The sequence below is a fragment of the Micromonospora sp. NPDC049580 genome (genome assembly GCF_040675595.1).
Lineage (GTDB): Bacteria > Actinomycetota > Actinomycetes > Mycobacteriales > Micromonosporaceae > Micromonospora.
On sequence record NZ_JBFAPG010000031.1, the window covers coordinates 1 to 25,171 of the forward strand.

The 25,171-nt window shown below is 71.3% G+C and carries 22 protein-coding genes; 10 read left to right on the plus strand and 12 right to left on the minus strand.

The genetic code is table 11. The annotated features are described in order from the left end of the window. The first annotated feature begins 254 nt into the window (after positions 1-254). Both AB0J68_RS04915 and AB0J68_RS04920 read left to right on the plus strand, forming a co-directional pair. Positions 255-1,139: an aminoglycoside phosphotransferase family protein gene (locus AB0J68_RS04915; protein WP_363936241.1), complete on the plus strand. Its 885-nt coding sequence runs from the start codon at positions 255-257 to the stop codon at positions 1,137-1,139. 21 nt (positions 1,140-1,160) lie between these two features. After that, positions 1,161-1,622 carry a hypothetical protein gene (locus AB0J68_RS04920; RefSeq protein ID WP_354856786.1) on the plus strand — a complete coding sequence of 154 codons (462 nt, stop codon included), beginning with the start codon at positions 1,161-1,163 and terminating at the stop codon, positions 1,620-1,622. Here AB0J68_RS04920 and AB0J68_RS04925 read toward each other — a convergent pair. The 4 genes from AB0J68_RS04925 to AB0J68_RS04940 form a co-directional block, all read right to left on the minus strand. Then, positions 1,558-2,505 (minus strand): DUF389 domain-containing protein, encoded by a 948-nt coding sequence (locus AB0J68_RS04925; protein ID WP_354856784.1) that lies wholly within the window; start codon positions 2,503-2,505, stop codon positions 1,558-1,560. The two genes, AB0J68_RS04920 and AB0J68_RS04925, sit on opposite strands and share 65 nt — an antisense overlap. 146 nt (positions 2,506-2,651) lie before the next feature. Then, positions 2,652-3,893, minus strand: coding sequence for a glycosyltransferase family 4 protein (locus AB0J68_RS04930; RefSeq protein ID WP_363936213.1), 1,242 nt, complete (start codon positions 3,891-3,893; stop codon positions 2,652-2,654). 5 nt (positions 3,894-3,898) lie between these two features. Beyond that, on the minus strand, positions 3,899-4,825 hold the full coding sequence (locus AB0J68_RS04935) for an NAD(P)-dependent oxidoreductase (protein WP_363936216.1): 927 nt from the start codon (positions 4,823-4,825) through the stop codon (positions 3,899-3,901). Next, entirely contained in the window at positions 4,822-5,511 is a 690-nt protein-coding gene (locus tag AB0J68_RS04940; RefSeq protein WP_363936244.1) for a sugar transferase, read from the minus strand. Before AB0J68_RS04940 ends, AB0J68_RS04935 begins: the two co-directional genes overlap by 4 nt. 317 nt (positions 5,512-5,828) lie before the next feature. On the opposite strand from AB0J68_RS04940, the gene AB0J68_RS04945 reads away from it, so the two are divergent. Genes AB0J68_RS04945 through AB0J68_RS04955 form a run of 3 tightly spaced genes read left to right on the plus strand, consistent with a single transcriptional unit; the run spans position 5,829 to position 9,389 of the window. Further along, positions 5,829-6,872, plus strand: coding sequence for a polysaccharide biosynthesis protein (locus AB0J68_RS04945; RefSeq protein WP_354856776.1), 1,044 nt, complete (start codon positions 5,829-5,831; stop codon positions 6,870-6,872). Then, on the plus strand, positions 6,869-7,861 hold the full coding sequence (locus AB0J68_RS04950) for an SDR family oxidoreductase (protein WP_363936219.1): 993 nt from the start codon (positions 6,869-6,871) through the stop codon (positions 7,859-7,861). The genes AB0J68_RS04945 and AB0J68_RS04950 overlap by 4 nt, the downstream gene beginning before the upstream one ends. Positions 7,862-7,919: 58 nt before the next feature. Beyond that, a complete protein-coding gene (locus tag AB0J68_RS04955) occupies positions 7,920-9,389 on the plus strand; it encodes an O-antigen ligase family protein (RefSeq protein WP_354856771.1) in 1,470 nt (489 codons plus the stop codon). 37 nt (positions 9,390-9,426) lie between these two features. Here AB0J68_RS04955 and AB0J68_RS04960 read toward each other — a convergent pair whose 3' ends face one another. Genes AB0J68_RS04960 through AB0J68_RS04975 form a run of 4 tightly spaced genes read right to left on the minus strand, consistent with a single transcriptional unit; the run spans position 9,427 to position 14,253 of the window. Next, positions 9,427-10,680, minus strand: a complete 1,254-nt coding sequence (locus tag AB0J68_RS04960; protein WP_363936221.1) for a glycosyltransferase — start codon at positions 10,678-10,680, stop codon at positions 9,427-9,429. Continuing rightward, positions 10,677-11,864: a glycosyltransferase gene (locus AB0J68_RS04965; RefSeq protein ID WP_363936224.1), complete on the minus strand. Its 1,188-nt coding sequence runs from the start codon at positions 11,862-11,864 to the stop codon at positions 10,677-10,679. Before AB0J68_RS04965 ends, AB0J68_RS04960 begins: the two co-directional genes overlap by 4 nt. Next, complete coding sequence (locus tag AB0J68_RS04970) at positions 11,861-13,291, minus strand: oligosaccharide flippase family protein (protein ID WP_363936228.1); 1,431 nt, start codon at positions 13,289-13,291, stop codon at positions 11,861-11,863. The genes AB0J68_RS04965 and AB0J68_RS04970 overlap by 4 nt, the downstream gene beginning before the upstream one ends. Then, complete coding sequence (locus AB0J68_RS04975; RefSeq protein ID WP_355136143.1) at positions 13,288-14,253, minus strand: NAD-dependent epimerase/dehydratase family protein; 966 nt, start codon at positions 14,251-14,253, stop codon at positions 13,288-13,290. Before AB0J68_RS04975 ends, AB0J68_RS04970 begins: the two co-directional genes overlap by 4 nt. Before the next feature lie 168 nt (positions 14,254-14,421). Between AB0J68_RS04975 and AB0J68_RS04980 the strand changes: the two genes are divergently transcribed. Continuing rightward, a complete protein-coding gene (locus AB0J68_RS04980; protein ID WP_354856760.1) occupies positions 14,422-16,452 on the plus strand; it encodes a hypothetical protein in 2,031 nt (676 codons plus the stop codon). A 27-nt stretch (positions 16,453-16,479) separates the two neighbouring features. Here AB0J68_RS04980 and AB0J68_RS04985 read toward each other — a convergent pair whose 3' ends face one another. Together AB0J68_RS04985 and AB0J68_RS04990 are read right to left on the minus strand one after the other, a co-directional pair. Then, positions 16,480-16,998, minus strand: a complete 519-nt coding sequence (locus AB0J68_RS04985; RefSeq protein ID WP_354856757.1) for an acyltransferase — start codon at positions 16,996-16,998, stop codon at positions 16,480-16,482. Positions 16,999-17,127: 129 nt separating this feature from the next. After that, positions 17,128-18,294, minus strand: coding sequence for a glycosyltransferase (locus AB0J68_RS04990; RefSeq protein ID WP_363936232.1), 1,167 nt, complete (start codon positions 18,292-18,294; stop codon positions 17,128-17,130). A 238-nt stretch (positions 18,295-18,532) separates the two neighbouring features. Between AB0J68_RS04990 and AB0J68_RS04995 the strand changes: the two genes are divergently transcribed. Further along, complete coding sequence (locus AB0J68_RS04995) at positions 18,533-19,246, plus strand: acetyltransferase (protein ID WP_363936247.1); 714 nt, start codon at positions 18,533-18,535, stop codon at positions 19,244-19,246. Here AB0J68_RS04995 and wecB read toward each other — a convergent pair. Together wecB and AB0J68_RS05005 are read right to left on the minus strand one after the other, a co-directional pair. Beyond that, the gene (gene wecB, locus AB0J68_RS05000) at positions 19,175-20,299 is read right to left on the minus strand and encodes a UDP-N-acetylglucosamine 2-epimerase (non-hydrolyzing) (RefSeq protein WP_363936233.1); all 1,125 of its coding nucleotides are present in this window, start codon (positions 20,297-20,299) and stop codon (positions 19,175-19,177) included. The two genes, AB0J68_RS04995 and wecB, sit on opposite strands and share 72 nt — an antisense overlap. Positions 20,300-20,354: 55 nt before the next feature. Beyond that, positions 20,355-21,596 carry a glycosyltransferase gene (locus tag AB0J68_RS05005; protein ID WP_355067310.1) on the minus strand — a complete coding sequence of 414 codons (1,242 nt, stop codon included), beginning with the start codon at positions 21,594-21,596 and terminating at the stop codon, positions 20,355-20,357. A 214-nt stretch (positions 21,597-21,810) separates the two neighbouring features. Here AB0J68_RS05005 and gmd point away from each other — a divergent pair, with 214 nt between their 5' ends. Genes gmd through AB0J68_RS05020 form a run of 3 tightly spaced genes read left to right on the plus strand, consistent with a single transcriptional unit; the run spans position 21,811 to position 25,162 of the window. Further along, positions 21,811-22,824: a GDP-mannose 4,6-dehydratase gene (gene gmd, locus AB0J68_RS05010; RefSeq protein WP_354856749.1), complete on the plus strand. Its 1,014-nt coding sequence runs from the start codon at positions 21,811-21,813 to the stop codon at positions 22,822-22,824. Beyond that, entirely contained in the window at positions 22,821-24,041 is a 1,221-nt protein-coding gene (locus AB0J68_RS05015) for a glycosyltransferase (protein ID WP_363936236.1), read from the plus strand. Before gmd ends, AB0J68_RS05015 begins: the two co-directional genes overlap by 4 nt. Continuing rightward, the gene (locus AB0J68_RS05020) at positions 24,038-25,162 is read left to right on the plus strand and encodes a DegT/DnrJ/EryC1/StrS family aminotransferase (RefSeq protein WP_363936239.1); all 1,125 of its coding nucleotides are present in this window, start codon (positions 24,038-24,040) and stop codon (positions 25,160-25,162) included. Before AB0J68_RS05015 ends, AB0J68_RS05020 begins: the two co-directional genes overlap by 4 nt. Positions 25,163-25,171 lie beyond the last annotated feature (9 nt).

The window sequence follows — 25,171 nt, forward strand, 5'->3', positions numbered from 1 at the left end:
CAGATCTTGGACAGTTTCCGTTCGGCGCGGACGGAAACTGTCCAAGATCTGGAGTTGTCGGCCTTTCCAGGCGAGCCCGCCCCAGATCTGGGGCAGCTCGACAGGGGGCGTTCGAAGGTCGGGTGCCGAGCGCGGCCATCCGTGACCACGCCAGCCAGCGGCAGCCGGCGAGGCGGGCAGCGAGGCGGGCAGCGAGGCGGGCGGGAAACGGGTCGCGTGTCGGCGGGCTTCTGGGTGATGATCTCGCGGTGCGAATGCATGCCGACCAGGTGGACGTGAGCGCGGACGTGGTTGCCGCGCTGGTGGCCGAACAGTTTCCGCGCTGGCGCGGTCTGCCGGTGCGCCCCCTCCGTTCGGCCGGCACCGTGAACGCCCTGTTCCGGCTCGGCACGGAATTCGTGCTGCGGTTTCCGCTGCGCCCCTCCGCCGACCCCGCGCTGCGCGACACGCTGCGGCAGGAGCAGGAACACGCTGTGCTGCTCGCCGCGCACCTGCCGATCGCGGTGCCCGAACCGCTCGCCCTCGGTGCGCCGGGTGACGGGTACCCCGGGTGGTGGACGGCGTACCGGTTCATTCCCGGGGAGACGGCCCAGCCCGATCGGATCGACGACCCGGACGTCTTCGCCCGTGACCTGGCCACCGTCGTGGTCGCCCTGCACGGCGTCGACACCGGCGGACGGTCGTGGCCGGGGTTCGGCCGGGGCGGGCCCCTGGCGGACCAGGATGCCGACGTACGGGCAGCCCTCGCCGTCAGCGGCGAACTCACCGACACCGCCGCGCTCGCCGAGGTGTGGGACCGGTGCCGGAACGCGCGCCGGGACGACCCGGTCGACGTATGGATCCACGCCGACCTGATGCCGGGCAACCTGCTCGTGCGCGATGGGCGGCTGGCCGCGGTCATCGACCTGGAGTTGGTCCAGGTCGGCGACCCCGCGGTGGATCTGATGCCGGCGTGGAACCTGTTGGACCCCGGGTCGCGGGAGACGTACCGGCGGGCGTTGGGCGTGGACGACGCCACCTGGGAGCGGGGGCGCGGCTGGGCCCTGGCGCAGGCGATCAACGCGCTGCCGTACTACGTCGACACCAACCCGGTGATGGCCGACATCGCCCGGCACACCCTGCGGGCCGTGCTCGACTGAGTCGGGGCGTACCGTCGGCTCGTGGGTGAGGACGACGGCCGCGAGTGGCGGGAGCGGCAGCAGCGCGCGGTGCGGGCGCACGCCGACGCGGACGCGCGGCGGCGGGCCGCCGAGCAGGCGCAGGCCGCGGAGCTGGTGGCCTGGTTCGTGGCCGAGGCCACCCGGTGCGGGCTGCCCACCACGCGCCTGGTCGCCCGGGGTTACGACGGGCGCGGGCGCTACCGGACCCGGCTGACCGGCTGGTACGTCGACCGGGCCGAGACCCGGGCGGTGGACGTGTCCGGCCGGTTCCACCTGCTGACCGTGCCGGGCGGTCTGCGGGCCCGGCTGTTCGGCGCTGACCCGGAGCCCAGCCCGGCGCCGTTGGTGGTGGGGGCCGGTGGCCGCGACGGCGAGTCGATCCCGTTGCGGACCCTGCTCACCCGGTTACTTGACGACGGGACCGGCGAGCCAGACCCCACCACCAGACCTGCTGCACCATGAGGGTGAGCAGTCCGGCCAGGACGATCGCACTCAGGTTGATCACCAGTTGGAGTGCCGAGCCGCCCGCTTCGTCCCATACGCCGTAGGCGGCGGCGACCGCCACGTTCGCCGCGGCCGGGACCGTGGTCACCGAGATCAGCACCCCGACCAGGCTGCCCGACTTCTTCGACGTCAACGAGAGCATCCCGGCCACGCCGGCGAGTAGACCGACCACCCAGGACAGCGCGTCCGGCCGCCAGATGAAGTCGGTGAGCGGGCGTTCGGCGAGCAGCATCTCCCGACTGACCAGGCCGGCTGCGGTCAGCGCCCAGGTGCTCAGCACGGTCGCCACCATGGCCGCCAGGAAGCCGACCACGAGAGCCTGCACCGAGCGGCCGATCACCCCGAGCCGGCGGCGCAGCAACGCCACGCACAGCGCGGCGAGGGGGCCGAACTCCGGACCGACGACCATCGCCCCGACGATGAGAATCGGCTGGTCCAGCAGCACCCCGATGCCGGCGATCATGGTGGCCACCACGATCAGTACGAGGTACGTGCCGGACAGTTCCGTCTGCTCGCCGGTCTTCGCGGCGATCTCGTCCCAGACCACCGCGTCCGCGCCACTGCCCGGTGCCCGGTCCGCCGCCCGGTCGGCCGCCGCGGAGATGGTCAGCTCGATGTCCTCGGCCGCGATGCCGCCGCTGGTGTCCACGCCGATCCGCCGCAACTCCCGCAGCACGCGGTCGGCGCTCTCCCGCACCACGTCGCAGAGGATGAGATCACCCTGCGGTTGCCGGGCGGCACCAGGCAGCACAGCGAGGTGAGTCACCCCCGCCTCTGCGGAGAGCAGGTCGACGACCTCCGTCGATCTGCTCTCCGGGGTGATCACCCTCAGGTGCAGCACGCGCCATCCCCTCGCCGGTCCGGCCGGTGCTTCCCTCGCCCGACCGGCCGTCGCGACTCTACAGCTCGCTCCGTCGTGACCGGGAGCTGCACAAGGCCGAGGTCACAACGTGCGCCTCGGCCTTGTCGGAGACTGCTGCACCGGGGTCAGCGCCGCCGGTGACTCTCCATCGCCTCGCGCAGCGCCCGCTCGACCCGCTCGGCGCCGGCGGCAAGGGAGAAGACCCGGTCGTAGTGCGCCCGACCGGCCTGACCGAGCAGCTCAAGCTTCTCCCGGCCCAGGTCGCAGAGTTCCCGCAGGGCATCGGCGATCGAGTCGGGGTCACCCGGTCGCGCGGTGATGCCCGCCCCGCTGTCCCGTGCGACGGCGGCGGCGTCCCCTTCGGCGGCGACCAGCAGGGCCCGCCCGGCGGCGAGGGTGGCCTGCACCTTGCTCGGCATCGTGTACGCCGACATGCCGCCGGGCCGCAGGCTCACGTAGTGCGCGTCACCGGTGGCCATCAGCGCGGGCATCCGTTCCCGGGGCACCCGCCCGAGGAACCGCACGTGTGTCACGTTCGCTTCCTCGGCCCGGCGTCGTAGCCGCTCCTCGGTGGTTCCGGAGCCGGCGATCAGGCAGACCAGCCGCGGGTCGCGGAGCCGGGCGCAGGCGTCGATGAGTGGGTCGAGCCCCTGCGCCTCGCCCAGCGTGCCGGCGTACACCAGCACCACCTGGTCGTCGCGGAGCCCGAGTTCGGCGCGCAGGTCCGCGACGCCGGTACGCGGTGTCTCGTCTGCCCACACTGGAATGTGGACGAGCTTCTCCCGGGGTACGCCCCGGCTGGCGAGCAGGTCGGCGGCGCCGGGCGAGACGTACGCGATCCGGCCGGCGCTGCGGTACATCCCACCGCACCAGCCGGCCATTCCCCGCTCGATCATCCGTGACACCCGGTCGGTGCCGAGGAAGCCGCTGGCCACCGCGCTGTCGGGCCACAGGTCCAGCACGTGCAGCAGCACCGGCACCCGCTGCACATACCGGGTGAACCACATGGGCACGGCCACGCTGATCGGTGAGTTCCCGACCCAGAGGGCGTCCAGGCCGCGCAGCGCCGACGTGCCGGAGACCAGCGCGGAGGCGGCGAACGAGCCGTAGTTGGCCATCCGTCGCAGGGCGGAACGGTCGTGGCTGGGATAGAGGGCCACCCGGCGGATCCGGGTCGGCCCGTCGACCTCGTCGAGGCGGCGGGTCACCCGGTAGCCGGGCGCCAACTCGCCGGTGGGGTAGTTGGGGAAGCCGGTGACGACCTGGACCTCGTGCCCCCGGTGGGCGAGGGCGCGGGCGAGCATTCCGGGGAGGGCGGCGGCGCCCGGCTCCGGGTCGAACCACTGGGTGAGCAGGCCGATCCGCATGGGCCTCACCGTGCCGCTGAGCCGGCGACGGGGCGGGTGGACTGCTCGCCGTCGGCCTGCCACAGCGTGGTCAGCGACTCACCGAGGTCGTACGCGGGCGCCCACCCGAGCACCCGGTTCGCGCGTTCGATGTCGGCGCACATCCAGGGCACGGCGGCCGAGCGGCTGGCATCCGGCGCGAAGCTGCCGTCGCGGATGTCACCGGAGAAGCCGGACACCTCGGCCAGCAGTTGGACGACGTCGCGCGTCGCCACCGCCTTTCCGCTGCCCACGTTGAAGACCCGCGCGGGCCCCGGCCGGCAGCGCGCCGCGGCGAGGACCGCCGTGGCGACGTCCCGCACGTCGACGAAGTCCCGGTACGTGTCGTGCAGGCCCACGGCGATCTCCTCCCTTCCGGTGGCGACCGCCGACCTCACCATCGCGGTCACCCGAGTCAGCACGTTGCCCGGCGGCATTCCCGGCCCGACCGGGTTGAAGATCCGCAACACCACCGTGTCGAGTCGGCCGGCCCCGCCCGCCAGCTCCGCCAACCGGGTGGCGGCCAGGTGGCTGAGCCCGTACTCGCTGACGGGTGTGCCCGGGTACTCCTCGTTGACGGCGAGGCCGTGCGGCACGGTGCCGTACTCGGCGGCCGAGCCGATCCGGATCAGGCGGGCGCCGGGGGCGGCGGCGGCCACCGCCTCGATCAGTTTCGCGGTCGCGACGACGTGCGCCTGCACGAAGTCGTACCCGGAGCCGACGATCCGCCCGGCCGCCGTCACCACCGTGTCCGGTCGTTCCCGGGCTACCAGCGCGGTCAGGTCGCGCAGCTCGATGCCGACCAGGTCACACTCCGCCCGGGTGATCGACCGGACGGTGCAGTGGGCGGCCAGCGCCGTCCGGATGTGCCGGCCGAGGAATCCACCGGCGCCCAACAGCAGGACCCGGTTCATCGCCGGTGGGCGGAGTCGTGTTCGGCGGTCGCCGGCGCGGGCGGGTTGCCGGTGAACTCGTGCCAGGTGGCCGCGCCCGGCGCGGAGATTCCCTGGCGGCTGAGCACCACCCAGATCGTGGCCAGGACGATCCGCAGGTCCAGCAGGAAGGACCGGCGGTCGACGTACTCGACGTCGTAGGCGAACTTCGCGCCCCAGTCCAGCGCGTTACGGCCGCGTACCTGGGCCAGCCCGGTGATGCCCGGTCGCACGTCGTGCCGACGGGCCTGTTCGGAGTTGTAGAGGCTGAGGTAGCGGACGAGGTGCGGGCGGGGACCGACCACGCTCATCTCGCCCCGCAGCACGTTCCAGAACTCCGGCAACTCGTCGAGGCTGCTGGCCCGCAGCCAGCGGCCCACCCGGGTCAGGCGGTCCGCGTCGCTCACCAGCCCCCGGTCCGGGTCGGGGTGGCGCATCGTCCGGAACTTGACCACCTCGAACAGCTTGCCGTGCAGCCCGGGGCGGGTGTGCCGGAACAGCACCGGCCGCCCGTGCGCCACCAGCACGACCAGGGCCACCAGCGCCAGCACGGGAGCGCCGAGCAGCAGGACGAGAAGAGCGCCGAGGACGTCGAGAAGCCGCTTCCAGCGATCGTAGGGTCGCCGTGTCGTAGTGCCGTCCGGAGGTGTTTCCCGACCGGTCGTCAGGTCGGAAGCACCGGCGCGCGGGTGCGCCGCGTGGAGAGCAACTTTTGGCATAGGAGTACGCATACCACCTTTTCCAAGCACCAACTCCGTCTTTGGCGCTAACGACTCAGGGGCGTCGACAATGGTGGGCCGAACGGCTACTTCGGCAGCGCCGATCACTGTTCGTGTAATTGTCGAAGGGCCACTGTGAGCATCGAACGCGACTCTAGTTCCTCTTAGCTGAAGAGGTCACAGCGCCTCTTGTCCACGCGTAGGGTCGCGTTCGACGAGAATCCGTTTCCCGAGGACGGCACCCCGGGAAACAGGCAGGAGAAGATGTGGTTTCCTCGCTTTCGGACCGGCGATTCCTGATCACCGGTGGCACCGGATCCTTCGGCCAGACGATGGTCTCCCGACTGCTCGACGCCGGGGCCGCCGAGGTGCGCGTATTCAGCCGTGACGAGTCGAAACAGGACGCGATGCGGCACCGCCTCGGTGACGACCGGGTCCGCTACTACGTCGGCGACGTCCGGGACTACGACAGCGTACTCAAGGCCGCGCGGGGAATGGAGTTCGTCTTTCACGCCGCGGCTCTCAAGCAGGTTCCCTCGTGCGAGTTCTTCCCGATGGAGGCCGTGCGCACCAATGTGCTCGGCAGCGCGAACGTGGTGGACGCCTGCGAGCGGGTCGGCGTCGAGGCGCTGGTGCTGCTGAGCACCGACAAGGCCGTCTATCCGGTCAACGCGATGGGCATGACCAAGGCCCTCATGGAGAAGGTCGCGCAGGCGCACTCCCGCAACAATCCCCACGCCCGTACCCGGGTCTGCTGCGTGCGCTACGGCAACGTCATGTACTCGCGCGGATCGGTGATCCCGCTGTTCATCGACCAGATCCTGCGGGGCGGGCTGCCGACGGTCACCGAGCCGTCGATGACCCGGTTCCTGATGTCCCTGCCGCAGTCGGTCGACCTGGTGGAGCACGCCTTCCGGTACGGCCAGCCGGGTGACGTCTTCATCCGCAAGGCCGACGCCTGCACCATCGGCGACCTGGCCACCGCGCTGTGCAACCTGTTCCGGGTCCCGGCGAAGTTCAACGTGCTCGGCATCCGGCACGGGGAGAAGCTGTACGAGACCCTGGCCAGCCGCGAGGAGCTCGCCCACGTCGAGGATCTCGGCGAGTTCCTCCGGGTGCCGGTGGACAGCCGCGACCTCAACTACTCCCTCTACTTCGAGGAGGGCGACGTCGAGAGCGGCAACCTGGCCGACTTCCACTCGCACAACGCCCGGCGGCTGTCCGTACCGGAGATCGAGGCGCTGCTGCTGACGCTGCCCGAGGTGCGGGCGCAGGTGGAGGCCGCGGCGGCGGCGGTCGTAACGGCATGAGCACCGGTACCGGTGGCCAGCGACCGGAGCTGGTCCCCCGCCGACGCAGCGGTCCCGGCGAGGAGGAGCCGCGCCCGACGCGACGGGTCCTCGTCGTCGGCGTCACCGGCATGCTCGGCCACGCGGTCATCCGCGAGCTCAGCGATGCTCCGGACCTCGACGTCCACGGCGTCGCCCGGAGCATCGAGGACCGCGCGGGGTGGTACCCCCGGCGCCTGCTCGACCGGATCACCCCGGCCGTCGACGCGACCCGGTTCGGCCAGCTCCGGCAGCTTATCGAGGACCTGCGGCCGGACGTCGTGGTCAACTGCGTGGGTGTGATCAAGCAACGCCCGGACGTGCAGGACGCGGTGCAGACGGTCACGCTCAACGCGCTCTTCCCGCACCTGCTCGCCGACGCCTGCGGGCAACTCGGCAGCCGCCTGATCCACGTCAGCACCGACTGCGTCTTCTCCGGTCGGCGGGGCGGCTACGTCGAGGACGACCTGCCGGACCCACCCGACCTCTACGGGCGGTCCAAGCTGCTGGGTGAGGCGCGTGGCGGTTCCGCGCTCACCCTCCGCACGTCGATCATCGGGCACGAGCTGGTCACAAACCGCTCGCTTGTGGACTGGTTCCTCTCCCAGCGCGGGCAGGTACGCGGCTTCACCCGGGCCATCTACAGCGGCGTGACGACAGTCGAGTTCGCCTGCCTGCTCCGGACGGTGATCCTGCCCCGCACGGAGCTGACCGGGCTCTACCACGTGGCCGCCGAGCCGATCTCCAAGTACGACCTGCTCCGCCTGATCGCCGAGGTGTACGGGTGGCCCGGCGACATCGTGCCGGACGACCAGTTCGCCTGCGACCGGTCGATGAACGCGGACGCTCTCGCCCAGGCCACCGGCTATCGGCCACCGAACTGGCCGGACATGATCCGGGCGATGCACGCCGCCAGGGCCCGCTGGGCTGTCGAACCGGCCCAACCGGGCCTACAGGACGCGCCTCGCTGAGGGCTGTCCACCCGACGACCGCCGGCATCGCCAGCGGCCGGACTTCGAAGGACATCACGTGGGAAACCGGATAGGCCAACTGGGCCTGCTCGTCGGCGCGGCGTGTCTCGTGGTGGTCACCACCATCGCGGCCATCACCGTCCCGTTGGTCGCGACCGGGTTGGTGGCGCTGGTGCTGCTGCTCGCCTTCACCCGGCGGGTGGACGGCTGGCGGTGGATGCTGGCCCTGACCATGGGCCTCCTGGTTTGCGCCTCGTCCAATATGCCGGCGCTGGTCGAGGCCAGCTTCTATCCCCGGTACGCGGCGGTCGCCGGCCTGGTCCTCTGGGGGCTCTGCCTACCGGGCCGAACGCCGGCCCGCACCGATGTCTGGACCCGCGTGTTCGTCGCGGCGCTCTGGGCGATGGCCGGCCTCGCCACGGTGAGCTTCGCCTGGTCGGTGGTTCCGATGGAGACCCTCCAGCGGGGTGTCGCGCTGCTGCTGCTGGCCGCCCTGGTGCACGTCCTCATCCGGCGGCGGTGGCCAGACCGGACGGTCATGATGGCTGACCTGCACGTGGTCTACCTGGTCCTCACGGCGTCCATCGTGGTCAGTCTCGGCATCGGCTTCGCCGACGGCACGCTCGTCGCGGCGACCTCCAGCGTCACCCGGTTCCAGGGCCTCTTCAACAACCCGAACATGCTCGGCATCGTCTGCGCCCTGACGATCCCGTTGGGCTGGGCGGTCTACCGGCAGTCCCGGCGGCACGTCGCACTGCTCGGCATGATGCCGGCCGCCGCCAGCCTCCTGCTGTCCCAGTCGCGTACCGCGCTGATCGCCGTGCTCGTCGGCGCGCTCTGGCTGGTGCTGCGCTACGGGTTCGGCCGGATGGTCCGGCTGGCCGCGGGGGTGACCGCCCTGCTGCTGATGGCACAGCTGCTGAACCTGCTGCCCACCATCTTCGCCGCACCCTGGATGCGCCAGTTCGCGCTGCGTTTCACCGACCCGACCGGCGGCGACCTGTCCAACGGGCGGACCCAGATGTGGCAGGCGACGATCGACCTGTGGTGGCAGAACCGCCCCACGCTGGGCTTCGGGTACGCGTCGCGGAACCACCTGTTCGAGCTCGCCAGCGCCGACGAGTTCTTCGGCGCCGTCGGCGTCAGCGTGGTGCACAACAGCTACCTCCAGTTGCTGCTGGAGTTGGGGCTTGCCGCCGTGCCGCCGCTGCTACTGCTGCTGCTGGCCGCCGGGCGGGTAGTCCTGCGGGCGCCGGTACGCCGGGCCGACGCGGGTCTGGTCTGGCTCGTCGTCACCGGCCTGCTGATCCAGGTCACCGAGTCGGCGATGTTCGGCACCGGCCAGACCTACCCGTACGTGTTCTGGACCGTGGTCGCCGCCGCGCTGCTGCACCTGCCGAAGAAGCGGAACCCCGTCGACCGGGACGCCGCCGTCCGCGCCGGCCTGCCCCACGCGGAGGCACGCCAGCGGCGGGCCGGCGTGTTCGACGACGAGGCGCCGCGCCGACCCACCGCCGTGCTGCGCTAGCTGTTTCCCAAGGGCGGTCGAGCCGAGGGGCGTCGGCTCAGTTGTCCCGGCCCGCCGTCACGAAGGCGCTCACCCGGTCCCGCCAGGCCCGGTAGTCGAACGACTCGCGGGCCCGCGACCGGGCCGCCGCGCTCATCGCCGTCCACTCCTCGTCCCGCAGCCGCAGCGCCCGCTCGATCGCCGACCGGATATCGTCCGGGCGGTTGCCGTCGAGCACCAACCCCTCGACCCCGTCGTGCACGTAGGCGGCCAGGTCACTGGTGTGGTTGAGCAGCACCGGGCATCCGGCGGCGAGACTCTCCGGCACCTTGGACGGAAATCCGTTGGCGGCGTAACCGCCGGAGGGGCGGACCAGCATCGAGAAGTGCGACTCCGACAGCAGGGTCAGCACGGTCTCGCGCGGGACGCGACCGAGGAACCGCACGTCGGCCGAGACCGCGTCCAGCACCCCGACGTCCAGGTCCGAGTGGGCGGCGGCGTCCGCGGCGCTGACCCCGGCGATGGTGAGGCTGACCCGACGCTGGTGCTCCGGGGCGAGCCGGCTGATCCCCCGCAGGATCACGTCGAGCATGTCCTTGCGCCCGGGAGCGCCGGCGTAGAGCAGGCGCAGGCCGTCGCTGATCGCTGGTGGTTGCGGCGCCCGGAACTCGTCGCAGTCCACCTGCGGCGGCACCACCAGCACGTCCAGGCCGTGGCCCGTCAGGTAGTCGGCCAACGTGGTGGAGACCGCCGTGGCCCGGTCGACGAGCCGGGTCGCCAGGAACGTCGACCAGCGGTGCCGGACGAAGTACGGGGTGAGCCAGCCGCGGCGGAACTGGTGTCGGTCGTGGCGCTCGCTGGCGTCCACCACCACCGGGCAGCGCAGCACGAGGCGCAGGGTCGCCCAGTTGCCGAGGGTCAGCAGGGCCATCGGCAACAGCACGACGCTCACCTCGCCGCGCCCCACGCCGGCCCGGCGGATTGCCCGCAGCACCCGCAGCGGTCGGGCCAGCCGGGCCGACGCGCGGGTGAGGTGGTGCCGACCCCGGATCCGCAGGGTGACCAGGTCGATGCCGGCCACGCCGGACTGCCCGGCCGGGACAGCCACCTCGCAGGGCCAGTCGTTGACGACAAGCGTCTGCGTGCCGTCGGGCGCGGCGGACCGGGCGAGTTGCAACAGTCGGTTCGAGGTGGCGTCCCCGTGTGGGAAGGCGTACGCGCCCACCAGCAGGGGACGCGGCCGGCCGGCCCGCCCGGTCGATCCCGCGTCCAGAAGTGGTTGCCGGCCGATCACGGTCGTCTGGTCGTTCATCTCTCTCCTCGTGTCGAGAAGGCTGGCGGTCGGGGTCGCACCGGGCGGTGCGGGCGGGCCGACGCCCACCGTCGGTAGATCGTCAGGTGGGTGGCGGCCGCCGTGTCGATGGCGAAGACGCTGCGCGCGAACCGGTCCGCCGCCGCCGAGGCCGAGGTCTGCTCGGTGTACGCCGCCGCCGCGCACACCGCGCTCGCCCACCGCCGCGGCGCGGCATCGGTGTCGACGATGGTCACGCCGGGCAGGTGCTCGTCGATGAAACGCACCCCCGGCAGGTCGGCGGCCACCGTCCCGACGCCCAACGCGACGGGCTCCAGCACGCCCCCGGGCAGCCCTTCCAGGCAGGACGGGTGGATCACCACGTCGGCCTGGCTCAACAGCCCGCCCACGTCGTCACGCGGGCCCAGCAGGTGCACCCGGTCGGCGAGACCGGCGGCGGCCGCGGCCACCCGGACGCGCTCGTCGTCGGCGTCGTCGCCCGGCCCGACGAGGACGGCGTGCGCCTCCACTCCCCGGGCCCGCAGCTCGGCGAGGATCGGCGGCAGGAGCGAGCGCCGCTTCTCCGGCGAGGCCCGGCCGACGCTGACGCAGACCAGCTCGGCCGGGCGCGCGCCGATCAACTCGCGTAGGTCGTCCTGGCTGGGTAGGCGGAGCCGGTCCAGGTCGAGTCCGTTGAGGACCACCTGACAGCGGGGGTCGTCGCGCCAGCGCGGATCGTAGCCGAAGGTGAGCGAGCTGGGCGAGACGCCGAGGATGTCGGTGGCGGAGATCCGCAGCAACCGTTTACAAATCCAGCGGTAGACGCGTCGACGCAGGTTGCGGTGCTGGTTGTCGTCCCCCCGGAAGTGGGCGACGCGGCCACGCACACCGCACAGGGCGGCGAGCGCGAGCAGCACCCCGGAGAAGTTGGCGCAGTCGACGTGCACCACGTCCGGTCGCAGCCGCCGCAGCAGGCCCAGGAAGCGGGCGACGAAGCGGAGGTCGAGCGGGATCGGGGTGACCGAGCCGCCGTGCCGGCCGACCACGCCGGCCAGCGGGCCGGGACCGATCCGGTCGCTGAGCGTCACCAGGTGCACCTGGACGCCGGCGGCGGAGAGCCGGGGCAGCAGTTCGGCGGTCCGCATCTCGGTGCCGCCGAAGTTCAGCTCACCAACGACCCGCAGCACCCGGCACTCCCCGGTCACGTCGGCTCTCCCCTGCGCAGCGCCCGGCGGTACCCCACCAGCGCGGCCGGCCACATGGTGAGCACGTAGGCGAGGCAGGCCGCCACCGGCAGACCGGCGAGCCCGAACTCCCGCAGTGCCCAGACCTTGAGAGCGGTGGCCAGCAGCAGGAACGTGGCCCAGCCGACGAACTGTGGCCGGAGCAGCCCGATGCTGTTCTGCACCAGGATCAGCGGGGAGGTGACCGCGATCAAAAGGGACCAGCTCGCCAGCCCGATCAGGACGCTGACCGGGATTTCGGCGCGATCGATGCCGCCCACCCAGAGGTCGATCAGCCGGTGTCCGTAGCCGACCAGCACGACCCCGATCGTCCCCACGATCACGCCGTAGAGCAGCACCATGCGTTGCGTGTTGCGACGCACCCAGGCCACCTCGCCCCGGGCCAGAGCCGCGCCGTTGACCGGCCAGACCGTCATGCCGACCAGCCCCACGAAGATCGACAGGGCGCCGAACAGCTTTCCCACCACCGCGTAGTGCGCCGCCGTGGTGGGCCCGAGGACGTTCGCGACCAGCGGGCTGTCCACGTTCAGCGCGATCGCCGACATCGTGGTGAGTGCGAAGAACCGCAGACCCAGCCGGAGCAGACCGACGGCGGTGGCCCGGTGCACGAGTTTCGGGCCGGGCCGCGGCCCGCGATCCTGGAACCAGAAGTAGGTCACGCAGTTGAGCAGGTTGGTCACCGGCACGGCCAGCACCGCGCAGGCGATCACCGCCAGTGGTTCCCACCCGGCGGCGATGGTGCCGAGCACGGCCACCATGGCCGCCAGCGCCCCGGCCGACTGCCAAATGTTGCTCTGTACCACCTGGCCGCGGGCGTACTGGATCCGCTGGATCAGTGAGAGCGGAATGTTGACCACGAAGGCGCCGAAGCAGAGCAGGACCAGGGCGGACGCCTCCGCGGCGACACCCGGGTCACTGACGTTGAACAGCCCGGCCCAGGGCACCGCGGGGACCACCAGCACGAGACCCACCAGCAGCGCCACCGCGACCACGCCGAGGGTGGCGAACGCGCTGGAGACCTCCCGGGCCTGTTGCCGGGGGTCGTCGGCCAGGTGACTGAGCCGGGTGAGCAGCCCGTTGCCCAGCCCCAGATCGGCGAACCACGCCATCCCGGTGAGGGCGGTGACCGCCATCCACAGGCCGTACCGCTGGTCGCCGAGAAACCGGAAGCAGGCCGGGGTGATGACCAGGGGGGCGGCCAGGCCGATACCCTTCGCCACCATCGCGGCGGCGATGCCCACGGTGACCGTGCGGTCCCGATCCTTCGACGCCGCCGAGGTCGGCGCGCCGGGCGCGGCAGTGGTGCCAGCCGGTGGCGCGGCAGTCGCGACCGCCGCCGCCGCCGGGACCACCGGCTCCGGTACGGCCCTACTCGCTGCCCGGGTCACCGAGGTGCGGCGGCTACGGCACGCTCGGCGTCCAACCGACCGGCCATCCACTCCACGGTCGCGCGCAGGCCCTCCGAACGGGCGACCGGTGCGACGTCCGGGAACAGCTGCCGCAGCGTGGCGTTGTCGGCCAGGGAGTGCGCCACGTCGCCGGTTCGCGGCGGCGCGTACTCGCGGGCGATCGGCCTGCCGCACAACCACTCAAGCTCGTCGAGGACCCGCAACAGGCTGGCCCGGGCGCCGAAGGCGAGGTTGACCGGGTGCGGGTGGTGCACCCGCCGGCGGAGCGCGTCGACGATGACGTCGCAGACCGTGCCGACGTAGGTGAAGTCGCGCGACTGCGTCCCGTCGCCGTGCACCACGGCGGGTTCGTCGCGCAGCGCGGCGTGCACGAAACGGGGGATCACGGCCGCGTACGCGTGGTCGTGGCGCTGCCCCGGGCCGAACACGTTGAAGAAGCGGAAGGCCAACGTCGGCAGCCCGAACGACGCCTGGTGGGCCAGGGCGTACGCCTCGGTGGCGAGCTTGCTGGCCGCGTACGGGCTCATCGGGCGGGTCCAGGTCAGCTCGGTCTTGGGCAGCGCCGGGTTCATGCCGTACACCGACGAGGACGACGCCACGAGGACGTGCCCGACCCGGTGTCGCCGGGCCGCCTCCACCACCATCAGGGTGCCGGTCGCGTTCGCGTGGTGGGAGGCCAACGGGTCGCTCAGCGAGCGGGGGACACTGGGCAGCGCGGCCAGGTGGACCACCGCCTCGCAGCCCGCCATCGCGGCGTCCAGGGCGGCCGGGTCCAGGATTGAGCCCTCGATCAGCTCGACGTCCAGCCCGTCGAGGTTGGTCCGTAGCCCGACCGAGAAATCGTCGAGAACGGTGACCCCACGGATGGTGGGCTCGACCATCGCGGCGCGGGCCAGGTTGGACCCGATGAAACCGGCTCCGCCGGTGATCAAAATGCGCATAAAAACCCCCGTTTACGCCAGAACACCTGTTCATCGACTGAACACCGCCGGCGTGACGGCGACGGCGAAAAATTCACTCTGTCCGGGTGCTGACCGAAAAGGGCCAACTCCGCTCCGAAGGCGCACAGTGAGGTTCGTCGTCAGCGTGTTCGCGGTGGAGGTGCCGACATGCCCGAGCTGATCGTCTACCGGTCCAATGCCCTGATGTCCGTCCGGTCGCGCTTCGACAGCACCCGTGACCTGGTCATGCCCGCCAACCTGGCGTACGCCGAGGCGATGGTCGGCATGTGGCACGCCGGTCTCCCCCAGGTCACCCTGGTGCCCTCGACCGCTACCGACGCCCAGGTGTGGCCGGTGATGTCCGCCGTCGGGACGAAGATCCATGACACCGCCGACGACAACTGCCCGATCAACACCGGCTGGTCGTACGTCGGCGGCAACCACGGCTACAACGTCGGCAACCAGATCGTCGTCACCAACCACGGCAAGACGACAGTCGACGTGGGCTCGCAGTGGACCGACGGAACACGCACCTTCACCCTGCTGGCCATCACCAACGCGAACAGCCTGCTCTTCGGCAACCCGTACACGATCGTCGACGGCATCGCGCAGGGCGCCCGGGTCAAGCCGGCCGCGCCGCTCACCCACCTGTCGGGGGCGACCCACACGGCCACCGTGCCGATCACGGGTCTGACGCCCGACGTGCAGATCCGCCCGGCCACCCACTCCCACACGGTGGCTGTCGAGCTGGACGGACGACCGGTGCCGGACGGCCGGTCCACCGGGCAGGAGCTGACGATCCGGGAGTCCTACCTGATCCCGTCCTACCGGGGGATGATCGACACAGCCAGGGCGAACATCGGCACACCCATCGCGACGATCATGTCGCGGATCCCGTCCCTGTGCCGCATCTCGAACGTCTACCGCTGGTCGCAGGGCGGCCTGCTGATCGGACAGACGGTGGCCGCGCTGGAGCGGTTCACCCTGAACGCCGGAGTGACCCAGTGCGGTCCGTTGACCCCGGTGGCCGGCGGTAGCCGCCGGCAGTTCATGCCGAACGTCGGCACGGCCGGCGGCCTGAACTGGTCGGTGTGGGCGAACATCGACACGCTCGCGGCTCTCACCGACTTCACCCCGGCGACCCTGACGAACCGGCTGATTCCGGCGAGCAGCATGACCCAGTGGGTGGTGAACAGCGGCCAGGTCCAGCAGTGGGGCATCGCCGTCGGGTTGCTGCCGGTCGCCGACGGCGTGCCCGAGATCCGGGCCCGCTACACCACGGCCAAGGGCTGGTTCATCACCTCCAGCCTGAAGAAGAACTATCCGCAGTTGGTGTGGGGTCGCACCATGGAGGCCGGCGAATCCGTGACCGGTACCGCCTACCGGCGCTACCTGGCGCCGCCCTCGGCGGCCACCGAGATCGTCGTGTCGGACTCCACAGACGACTTCGTGATGATCGAACGGGTCGAGGCGGTCGCCCAAGCCCAGATGCCGGCTCCGCAGCTGTTCCACCGGCTGCTGGTCCCGGCCGGCCCGACGAACCTCACCGTGCCGGACCGGGTCGCCGTCGGCGGGATCTCGTACAGCATGCCGGTCCCCACCGGGTACGGGATGTGGCGCGCGGAACCCGACCCGGCGTCGGTGGGGCCGCTCCCCGGGGTGACCGGCCCGCGCGGTAGCTACTTCCTCGTCCTCGCCGGCCCGACCGAGCCCGTCACCTACACCGGCAGCTACCAGTCGCTGCTGCTGCACCCGATGTACCTGGCGGAGCCCACCCCGGTCGACCGGGTGTGCGTCGAGGTCACCGCGACGGGAACCGGGACCATGCGGCACGGCGTGTACGCGCACGATCCGGCGACCGGACGTCCCGCCGTCCTCGGCCCGATCGCCGACTTCGGCAGCGTCGCCGTGACATCCGTCGGCGTCAAGGAGTCGGTGTTGAGTGTCCCCGTGGTGCTGCCGGCGGGCTGGCACTGGTACGGGCACGTGTGGCAGACGAGCGGTGTCACCCCGCCCACGTTGCGGGCCAGCAGCGCCGGCGCCGCCACCACCACCCTCAACCTCGGCACCAGTTCGGCGGCGATGACCGGGGACCGGTTCGGTTACGAGGTGACCGGGACGACCGGCGCGTTGGGGGCGATCACCATCGCCGGCGTCCACCAACTGCCGCCACCACGGGTCGCGTACCGGCGGGCCTGAGCTGTCGGTCGCGGCCGGCGGGCGGGGTCAGACGGTGGTGACCCCGTAGATCCTCTTCATCGCCTCGTGCTTCTCCGGGACGGGAAGGTGCCCGATGCCGAGCGACTTGGCCTGCAACCGTTCGAGGTACTCGTCGGTGGTCCGCAGCGGTCGCGCCGGGACACCGGCCGCCACCGTGTTGTCCGGGATGTCGCGCGTGACGATCGAGCCCGCCCCGATGACGCACCGGTTTCCGATGGTGACGCCGGCCAGGATCATCGACCGCATCCCGATGTAGACGTCGTCGCCGATCGTGATCGGGGCGGTCCAGTCCAGGTCGGGATGGTCCTTGCGCAGGATCAGGGTGCCGCCGTCGTGCGTGACGAACTGCACCTCGGAGGTGATGTAGACGTTGTTCCCGATGGTGATCAGCCACGGCTCCGAGCCGAACATCGCCCGGCTGACGCCGTAGAACCTGACCCGTCCGGTCAGCTTCACCCCCAGGGACCGCGCGAACGCCTCGGGGTCACGGGTGGCGGCCAGGTGGTCCCGGACTCGTCGGACCATCGTACGAACGCGACTGGGCACGTGCTGTCCTCGCTCATCGGGCCTACCGGGGTGGCGGACGACGGACCCACCCACGCGGGCCCCACCATTGCAACGAGGTAGCTCCAGCCCGAGTGACGGCGAGCCGGGTCAGGCGCAGAATCGCCGGGCGTGGTCCAGCACGTTGAGTTCCCGGAGCTGCTGTCGCCAGAGCTGGTACCGCCGGCCCGCGGTCTCCTTCGCCTCGGCGCGCTCCCCGGCCGAGCGGTCGGCCAGCCGGTCGAGGGTCTCGCTCAGCGCGGCCGCGGTTGCCGGCCGGACCACCGCTCCCCCGCCGTCGGCGATCAACTCGCTGAACGGCGTCGCGTCGGAGCAGACCACCGGGCAGCCGGACGCCAGGCTCTCCAGGATGACGTGCCCGTAGTTCTCGCCCAGCGTGGGGAAGAGGAAGGCGTCGTATCGGCTGAAGGTCGCCATCACCTCGTCCGCCTCGAGTTCCCCGAGGTAGCGGACCCGGACGTGGTCGGGCATCGCGTCGATGAGGCGCCGGCAGCCCGCCCAGTACTGCTCGTCCTCCCGCGGACCGTAGATGTCGAACTCCAGCGGGTGCGTGGCGCCGGCGACCGCCTCCAACGCCCTGGTGAGGTTCTTCATCGGGGAGATCCGGCCGACGAACACCAACCGCAGCGGCCCGTCGTGGGCGACGGCCCGGGGCGCCGGCAGCTCCGGGATGGGGCACTCGTTGCCATTCACCATGATCTGCGCCCAGGGCATGGCGGCGCGGATCTGCTTCTCCTCCAGCCAGCTGCACGCCTGCCAGCGCACGTCGAGCCGACGCAGCAGCGGGGCCCAGACCGCCAGGAAGAGCCGCTTCTTGCGCGACTTGATGGCGAGCGCGCCGGGAGAGAGCTCGCCGCGCGGGGCCAGCATGATGGCGCGGACGCGTACCAGTCGCAGCGCCACCGCCAGGATCGGCAGCACCGAGAAGAGCGACCAGAGGCTGTTGACGTAGATCAGATCGACCGGGCGGGACCGGACGTGCCGCGCGAGTCGGACCCAATGCCGCAGCGCGAACGGGCCGAGGTAGAAGACGGCGCAGCGGTCGTCGCGCCGCACCAGTCGACCGGACAGGCCCGGGTAGGGTGCGGACGAGCAGAGGTCCCGGTCCCCGGTGACCAGTGTGACGTCGAGGTCGTCCGGCAGGGTGTCGAGGATGAACCGCAGGGAGCGGATCGGCCCGCCGCCGCGAAAGCCTGGCTCGAACACGCGAGCGGTGGCGAGCACCCGGTACCCGGGCGCGGTCGTGGATCGCGCCATCCTCTGTGGTGTCTCGGCACGGTCGGGGAGACGCGTTCTTGCCAACTCATTCACCTTCGACTCACCTTCCAGACTGCTGTCCCGGCGTCGGCGCGGGCACGCCGGTGCCTGGAACACGCGAGGATTGACGGGAGCGCCGGCACTCGCCCGTCACCATCGGCGCCGGTAACCGGTTCAGATGACGGAGAGCGGCCAGCGTTCTCCGTAGCCGAGGGAGCCGCGGTTGACGACCGACGTAGTGATCGTAGGCGCGGGCGGGATGGGCCGTGAGGCATATGGGGTAATTCGGCTGTTGAACACCATTGCGAAGAATGCGCCGCCGTGGCGGATGCTGGGCTTCGTCGACGACTACCCCACCGAGTCCAATGTCGAGGCGGTACAACGCCTCGGCGTCGCCTTCCTCGGCCCGACCCGGTGGCTGGCCGCCCAACCCGCCAGCACCCACGTGGTGCTCGGTGTCGGGCATCCGAGGTTGCGTCGCGAGACCGACCAGACCATCGCCCGGTACGGCCTGCCGGCGGCCACAGTGGTGCATCCGGCCGCCGAGATCGGCCCCGACTGCGTCCACCAGCAGGGGTTGTTCGTCGCCGGTGGCGCCCGGGTGACCACGAACGTGCTGCTGGGGCGGCATGTGCACCTCAACCAGAACTGCACGGTTGGGCACGACAGTGTGCTCGGCGACTACGTCTCGGTCAATCCGCTCGCCGCGGTCTCCGGGTACTGCCGGCTGGGGGACGGCGTCCTGGTGGGCACCACCGCCGCGATCCTGCCGAAGCTGACCGTCGGCCGGGACGCCACAGTGGGCGCCGGCGCCTGCGTGACGCGCGATGTCCCCCCGGGTGTCGTGGTGACGGGTGTGCCGGCCCGGCCGGCGGCCGGCTCAGCGGCGGATGCCCGCCCAGTCGTGATGGCGGCGCACCGTCGACAGGATGAAGTCGACCACCCGGCGTGACGTGTCGGGGACCTGGTAGTCGAGCGGACAGGCGACCGAACTCTCGGCCACCTGCGCCACCACCACCCGGATGGCCTCGACGACCCCGTCGGGCTCCAGGCCGGTCATCACGATCGCCCCGCTGTCCATTGCCTCCGGACGCTCGATGGACTCGCGCAGGGTCACCGCCGGGAACCCGAGAATCGCGGCCTCCTCGCTGACCGTGCCGCTGTCGGAGAGGGTGCATCGGGCATGCCGTTGCAGGGTCACGTAGTCGAAGAAGCCGAACGGCTCGTGGAAGGCCACGCCGTCGAGGTGCAGGCCGTCGCCCGCCAGCGCCTCAAGCCGTTTGCGGGTACGCGGATGCGTGGAGACCAGCAGCGGCAGCCGCCACTCGTCGCGGACCACCCGCAGGCACTCCAGCAGCCGACGGAGCCGGTCCGGGTGGTCGACGTTCTCCTGCCGGTGGGCGCTGACGACGAAGTAGCCGCCCGGTTCGAGTTCGAGTTGGGCCAGCACGGTGGACCGCTCGATCTGCCGTCGGTAGTGGTCGAGCACCTCGCGCATGGGTGAGCCGGTGTGCAGGATGCGGCGCGGATGCATCCCCTCGGCGAGCAGGTTGCGTCGAGCGTGTTCCGAGTAGACCAGGTTGAAGTCGGCGATGTGGTCGACCATGCACCGGTTGGTCTCCTCCGGCACGTTCAGGTCGAAGCAGCGGTTGCCGGCCTCCATGTGGTACACCGGCACGTTCATCCGCCGGGCCATCAGCGCCGAGATCGCGCTGTTGGTGTCACCGAGCACCAGCAACGCGTCCGGGCGCAGCTCGGCGATCGCCTTCTCGGTGCCGATTAGGACGGCGCCGAGGAGGCTGCCGAGCGATTGGGTGTCGGCGCGCAGGAAGAGGTCCGGCGCTCGGACCCCCAGCTCGCTGAAGAAGACGTCGGAGAGGGACGGGTCCCAGTTCTGCCCCGTGTGCACCAACGTGTGGTCCACGGTCCGATCGAGTGCGTCGATCACCCGGGCCAGTCGGATGATCTCCGGCCTGGTTCCGACGACGGTCATCACGCGGGTCACTTGACGCCTCCTGGTGGCAGATGTGCGGGTCGTGGAAGGCAGGGCCGGGTACGGCTCACGGGGTCCGCCCCTGCGGCGGCACCCGGTACGCAGGGTCGCGGATCACTCGCCACGCCTGGTCGAGGACGCTGATCGGCGCCCGGCTCGCCCGCCAACGGCGGTAGGCCTCTCCCGCCTCGACCCGGGCCGCGTGCCGCTGCTCGGGGGTGGCGGTCGCCACCTGGGTGACGAGGGCACCCAACGCCGCCGCGGTCAGCTCGGTGAGGACCAGCCCGCCGCCGTCGCGCAGCACCGCCGTCCAGGGTGTCCGGTCGGAGCAGAGCACCGGGCAGCACGCGGAGAGGCTCTCTGCGATGGCGTTGCCGTAGTTCTCCCCCCGGGTCGGCATGACGAACGCGTCGTAGCGGAAGAAGGTCGCGCGGACCTGCTCGGGTGGCAGCTCACCCCGATAACTGACGGTGACCGACTCGGGCAGCTCGGCCAGGTGCTCCCGGCAGCGTCGCCAGTACGCCTGGTCCTCCACCGGGCCGTAGATGTCCAGCCGCACCGGCACCGGCACGAAGGCGAGCGAGGCCAGCACCAGGTCGAGGTTCTTCATGGGCGAGATCCGCCCGATGAAGACCAGCCGCGCGTGGTGGGTCGCGGGTGTCGCGACCGGCGACTCGTCCGGCTCGGGGCCCCGGCTGACCGCGACGACACCGATCCGCGCCCGGGGCAGCACCCGCTGGATGTCGTTGGCCTCGACCGGCGTGGTGGCGTGCCACAGCACCCGAGGGTCGAGCAGCATCCGCCGCCAGGCGGTCAGGAAGATCCGCTTACGGAGTCGGTGCACCTGGAGCGCGGCCGCGCCGAACTCACCCCGGGGGGCGACCAGGATGCGGCCCACCCGCAGCAGACCGAGCCGGGCCGCGGCCATCGGCAGGATGGAGAAGGTCGACCAGACGCTGTTGACGTACAGCAGGTCGTACCGGCCGACGCGTAGCGAGCGCCAGAGCGACCGCCAGTGCCCCGGCCGACGTACGCCGAGATAGAAGACGTTCGTCCGGCCGACCCGGGCCCAGCGACCGGAGAGCCCCGGATAGGGGTCGCGGCAACCGAGGTCGCGGTCACGGGTCAGCATTGACGTCTCAATGTCGTCACTGGCCAGGGCGAGCACCTCGGAAATGGACCGGACCGGCCCTCCAGCCCGCCAACCGGGAGCGAAATAGCCGGCGGTCACCAGGACGTGGAATTTGCTCTCGTCGACAGTCGCCGGCCTTTCTCGGGTGTCCGCCGCGGGGGTGGGATCGCCGGCCATCCTCGCTCCTCGCTCGTGCCACAGGATCGATTCGCCTAACGATCGGATGTTCGATCCGTGACTGAGCCCTCCTCCGAACTGAGCTGCCGCGACTGGGCTGCGCAGGGGCCGCGAAGAATCAATTCCGCCAGTTACATGAAACCGCAGGAGTGCCGACTCCGAGAGCGATATAAGGATTCGGCGGGGAAAACCGGCCCAGCAGGAGAGGGACTTCATGTCACGAACGGCACTCATATCCGGCATCACCGGTCAGGACGGCAGTTACCTGTCGGAGTTCCTGCTCGACAAGGGATACACGGTGCACGGCATCAAACGGCGGTCGTCCTCTTTCAACACCGAGCGGATCGACCACGTGGACGTCCATCCGCGCAGCGGTGACGCCCGACTCTTCCTCCACTACAGCGACCTCTCCGATCCCGCCTCGCTGACCGCGCTGATCCGCGACATCCGCCCCCACGAGATCTACAACCTGGGCGCGCAGAGCCACGTCCGGGTCTCCTTCGACATCCCCGGGTACACGGCGGACGTCACCGGGCTCGGGGCGCTGCGCATGATGGAGGCGGCCCGCTCCGCCGACGTCGGTTGCCGGTTCTATCAGGCGTCCTCGTCGGAGATGTTCGGCTCGAGCCCGCCGCCGCAACGCGAGGAAACCCCGTTCCACCCGCGCAGCCCGTACGCGTGCGCGAAGGCGTACGCCTACTGGTCGGCGGTGAACTACCGCGAGTCCTGGAACATGTTCTGCGCCAACGGCATCCTGTTCAACCACGAGAGCCCACGCCGGGGCGAGAACTTCGTGACCCGCAAGATCACTCGTGCGGTGGCGCGGATCGAGGCCGGCATCCAGGACAAGCTCTACCTGGGCAACCTGGACGCCGTTCGGGACTGGGGCTACGCACCGGAGTACGTCGAGGCGATGTGGCTCGCCCTCCAGCAGGACACCCCGGACGACTACGTGGTCGCCACCGGCGAGGGCCACACAGTGCGCGAGTTCGTCGAGGCCGCGTTCGACCGGGTCGGGTTGGACTGGCAGCGGTACGTAGAGCTGGACCCCGCCTACTTCCGCCCGGCGGAGGTCGACGCCCTCATCGGCGACTACTCGAAGGCCCGACGCAAGCTGGGCTGGGCCCCGAAGACGCTCTTCAGCGACCTGGTCCGGGTCATGGTCGACGCCGACCGGCAGCTCCTCGAGGACGAGCGGATGGGCCGACTGATCCGGGTGGACCGGTGAGGGTCGCGGTCGACGCCGCACCCATCCGCCCCGGTCACGCCGCGGGGCTCGAAGCCTTCACCTACGGCCTGCTGACCGGTATGGCCGCCGACGACTCCTGCGACCTGCGGGTGAACATCCTGCGGGGCACGCTGGCCGAGTGGCGGGACCAGGTGCCCGACGCGCGGATCGGCTGGACCGAGGTGGCGCAGCCGCTCCGTTCCGACAACCCCACCGGCCAACTGCTGCGCCGGTGGACGCCGCGGGCCGTGCGCAACTCCCGTACGGTCCGCACGGCCGTCAACGCCATCCGGCAACGGTCCGTCATGCGGCACACCGACGTCGACGTCACCCTGTTCCCGTTCCACTGTGCGCCGATCGGGTCGACCAGATCGGTCGTCGTCCTGCACGATCTGCGCCACCTGGGGGCCGAGTTCCACGCCCCCGGCTTCGCGGCGGTGATCCGGGAGAATGTGGCCCACGCGGCGGCGATCGTGGTGACCTGGCCCCATCCGTACCGGGAGACCCTGCGCCTCTTCCCGGAGGCCGCGGAGCGGACCGTGCTCATCCCCACCCCGGCGTTCCAACCCGCACCGAAGCAGGCGCACGCGCGGCCCGAACCGGGGCTGCTGGTCTATCCGTCGTCCACCGCGGAGCACAAGAACCACGCGACCCTGCTGGAGGCGATGGCGCTGCTGCCGGAGTGCCGCCTGATCTGTCCGGGGCCGCTGGTCGAGCCCGAGGCGAGCCGGTTGCTCGCCCGCGCCGCGCAACCCGACCTGCGCGGCCGGGTGTCCTTCCCCGGCTACGTCAGCCTGGACGAGCTGAACGCCATCTACGCCCGAGCGGACGCGGTGGTCGTACCCTCGCTCTGGGAGGCGGCCAGCGGCGCGCTGCTGGAGGCGTTCACCTGGGGTCTCCCGGTCGCCTGCGCCGACGTCGAGCCGCTGCTCGACCAGCTGGAGTTCAATCGCGCCGAGGCGGCGGTCTTCCGGGCGCGGGATCCACTGTCCCTGGCCGCCGCGGTGCGGCACCTGCTTGACGAGCGGGAACGCTACGCCGCCGCCTCGCGGCGGGCGAACGACCGGCTGTCCGGGCGTACCTGGGCGGCCACTGGGCGCGACTACCTGGACGTCCTGAGCTGGGCCGCGCGGGGCGGATCGGGTCCGGTGCCACGGTCCCCGTTCGTCGCCGAGGCCGCGAACGACGCCGTCGACAGCGGAGAGGTTGGAACATGAGCATCGCGGAGGACACCTATCCGGTGGCCCGACCGAGCCTCTCCACGTTGGAGGAGCGGTACGTCCTCGACGCGCTGCGGAGCGGGTGGATCTCCTCACAGGGCCCGTACCTGCGTGACTTCGAGGAGCGTTTCGCCCGTCGCTGCGCCGCCGACACCGCCGTGACGACCAGCAACGGCACTGTCGCGCTGCACCTGGTCCTCGCGGCGGCCGGCATCGGGCCGGGGGACGAGGTGATCGTGCCCGCGCTGACCTACGTGGCGACGGCCAACGCCGTCGCGTACTGCGGCGCGCGCGCCATCTGTGTGGACGTCCTACCGGAGAGCTGGTGTGTCGACCCCGCCGGGGTACGCGCCGCGATCGGCCCGCATACCCGGGCGGTCATCGCCGTCGACCTGTACGGGCACCCGGCCGACTACACCGCGCTGCGCCAGCTCTGCGACCGGCACGGTCTGCTCCTGGTCGCCGACGCGGCCGAGTCGTTCGGCGCCACCCTCGACGGGCGGCCCACCGGATCGCTCGCCGACGTCACGACGTTCTCGTTCTTCGGCAACAAGGTGCTCACCTCCGGCGAGGGCGGCTGCGTGACCACCTCCGACGCGGCCCTGGCCGACCGGATGCGCCTGCTGCGTAACCAGGGCATGGATCCGCACCGGCGGTACTACTTCCCGGTGCTGGGCTACAACTACCGGATGACGAACCTGTGCGCCGCGGTGCTCTGCGCCCAACTGGAGCGGGCCGACGAGATCATCGCCCTTCGGGACCGGGTGATCGCCGGCTACGAGGAGCAGTTGGCCGACGAGCCGGCGCTGTCGGCGCAGCCGGTGGCCGCCGGAGTTCGCCGGGCGCCCTGGATGGCGGCCTTCCTCGTGGGGGCCGAGGAGGACGCGACGTCCCGGGACGCGCTGGCCCGGGCGCTCGCCCGGCTCGGCGTGGAGACCCGCCCGTTCTTCGTGCCGATCCCGGACCTACCCGCGCATCGTGATCCGGGCGCGGACTGTCCGGTGACCGAGGACCTGAGTCGGCGCGGCATCAACCTGCCCACGTACGCCGATCTGGCCGAACCGGCGGTCAAGGCCGTGGTGGAGCGCGTCCGCGCCGCCCTGGCCACCATCGCCTGACCCGCCACC